Here is a 2,500-nt window from a genome sequence, read left to right as displayed (position 1 = left end):
CCCATGGGCTTCGCGGGTGGGATGCCCGCCACCGGCATGCCGGGTGGGATGCCGCCGACCGGCGCATTCGGCGGACCCGAGATCCTGCCGTGGCAGGCCCGACCTACCCCGCCCGGGGCGATGAACAGCCTGGATCCCTACCGGGAGGTGCTGACCGCCGGTCGGTGGACCCAGCAGAACGGCAAGCTGGTCAAGGTCACCCTCGGTCCGGATGCGTTGGCGCTGCGCGGGTCGATGGTCGCCTACCAGGGCAGCGTCGAGTTCGACTACAAGAGCGGCGGGCTGCGCGGTCTCATCGAGGGCAAGCTGACCGGCCAGAGCCTCAAGCTGATGACCTGCAAGGGCTCGGGTGAGGTCTTCCTCGCCCAGGACGCCGCGGACCTGCATATCGTCGAGCTCGGCAGCTCCTCCCTCTGCATCAACGCGAAGAACCTGCTGGCAATGGACGCCACCGTGCGCACCGAGGTGCGTCGGATCGAGAGCCCCGGCATCCCCGGCGGGGGGTTCTTCCACTTCGAGGTCTCCGGGCCGGGTTCGGTGGTCGTCATGACCAAGGGGTCCCCGATGACTCTCACCGTGCAGGGCCCGACCTTCGCGGACATGAACGCCCTCGTCGCCTGGACCACCGGCATGCGGGTCAGTGTGTCGACTCAGGTCCGGATCTCCCGGCAGATCTACGCCGGCAGTAGCGGCGAGGCACCGGCCCTGCAGTTCATGGGGTTCGCGGGGCACTTCATCGTCGTCCAGCCGTACGAGGTCTGAGGCGTGTCGACCATCCGGGGAGCGTGCCCGGCGGGAGGACCGCCGGGGGAGAGGAGCGGGCCGTGCAGGGCAGCCTGATCCAGCATTACGGACCAACTCCGATCATGGAGCGGATGAGCAGGCACGGCTCGAAGATCGCCAAGGTGGTCATGAACCCGGGTCAGGATCTCTTTGCCCGGGTCGATGATTGCCTACGAGGGGCTGATCGATTTCAACCCGCAGCCGCCGCAGCTCGGCCGGATCGCCTCCTCCTGGGCGACGGCTGAGGGCGTTCCGCTCATGACGGCGACCGGCCAGGGGCTGCTGTACCTCGCGGACTATGGCAAGGAGGTCATCGTCGCGCAGCTTGCCGGCGAGGGACTCTCGGTCAACGGCAAGAACATCCTGGCCTTCGACGCCGGGCTGCAGTGGAGCATCGAGCGGGTCCGCGGCATCACTATGCTGTCCGGGATGGGGATGTTCAACGTGGTGCTGCGTGGGCACGGCTGGGTGGCGCTGACCGCCAAGGGCAGTCCGATCGTGCTCGACACCCGGGAAGCGTCGACCTACGTCGACACCGACGCCCTCGTCGCCTACACCGATGGGCTGCGCGTCGAGCCCCGGCGCACCGCCCGGCTTGGCGGGCTCATCGGGCGCGGATCCGGGGAGGCGTTCCAGCTCGGCTTTTCCGGCCAGGGGTTCGTCGTCGTGCAACCGAGCGAGGACGAGCGGCCGACCTTCTCGGTGCGGGGCTGAGGCCGCGATGGCACGGTGGGGGCGGGCGGCCGGGTACCGGCGCCGGACGGCGGAGCGCACCGCGGAGAGGACGGGGACGGCGACATGACGCAGGGCGGGATGTACGGCGGCCACCCGAGTGGTCCGCAGGGCAACTATCCCGGCGGTGGTCCGGGCTATCCGCCGGGCCAGGGGACACCCTCCGGTGGTCCCGGTGGGCCGGCCGGCGGCCTCCGCAGCAGTCTCCTGGACAATCCCGAGCGTCCCTCGGACGAGCCGTTCTCCCTACAGAACGGCAAGATGCTCAAGGCGACGCTTGGCGCCCGCGGGATGCGGGAGTTCTACGTCCGCAAAGGCGCGATGGTCGCCTACCAGGGTGCCGCGAACTTCGACGCGCACTGGGAGGGCTGGGGCTCCCGTTTCCGCAGCTTCTTCAGCGGCGGCGAGGGCCTGAACCTCATGCAGGTCTCCGGATCGGGTTCGGTCTTCCTCGCCAACCAGGCGCAGGACATCCACATCCTCGACCTGGTCGGTGACGGGCTCACCGTCGACGGCAAGAACGTGCTCGCCTTCAACGTCGACCCGACCTGGGACCTGGTGCGGGTGGACAGCCAGGTCGGCATCGCCGGTGTCGGGAGTTACCAGGTCGAGCTGCGCGGCAACGGCCGGGTCGCCGTCTGCACGTCCGGGGCGCCGCTGGTCATGCACGTAACGCATCAGAACTACTACTTCGCGGACGCCGACGCGGTCGTCGGCTGGTCGTCGAGCCTGCAGGTCTCGATGCAGGCGGCGGTGACGTCCTCGGCCGTGTGGCGACCCCGGGGGAACACCGGGGAGAGCTGGCAGATGCAGTTCACCGGCGAGGGCTTCGTCATCGTGCAGCCCTGCGAGCTACTTCCGCCGTACAACGCGATCGCGGGTGCCGGTCCCGCCGGATAGTTCGGCCTCGGTCAGGGCGGGTTCCAGGGCAACCAGCTCGGCGGTCACGGTGGTCACGGCCCAAGCGGCGGTGGCGGCCTAGGGG

General features: G+C 69.4%; 1 protein-coding gene and 2 pseudogenes. All 3 read left to right on the top strand.

Going from position 1 to position 2,500, the window contains the following annotated elements:
- Window positions 1-762: AIM24 family protein (locus tag AC08OT_RS20020; protein WP_476603206.1), on the top strand; the 762-nt coding region annotated here is incomplete at its 5' end.
- Between the two features lie 62 nt (window positions 763-824).
- Window positions 825-1,497, top strand: a pseudogene (locus AC08OT_RS20015) (AIM24 family protein).
- Between the two features lie 84 nt (window positions 1,498-1,581).
- A pseudogene (locus AC08OT_RS20010) lies at window positions 1,582-2,500 on the top strand (AIM24 family protein); the annotation flags it as partial.

It is taken from the genome of Frankia sp. CgJB1, assembly GCF_977947065.1.
Note: the sequence above shows the minus strand (reverse complement) of the source record. Positions and strands in the feature narration are given on the sequence as shown.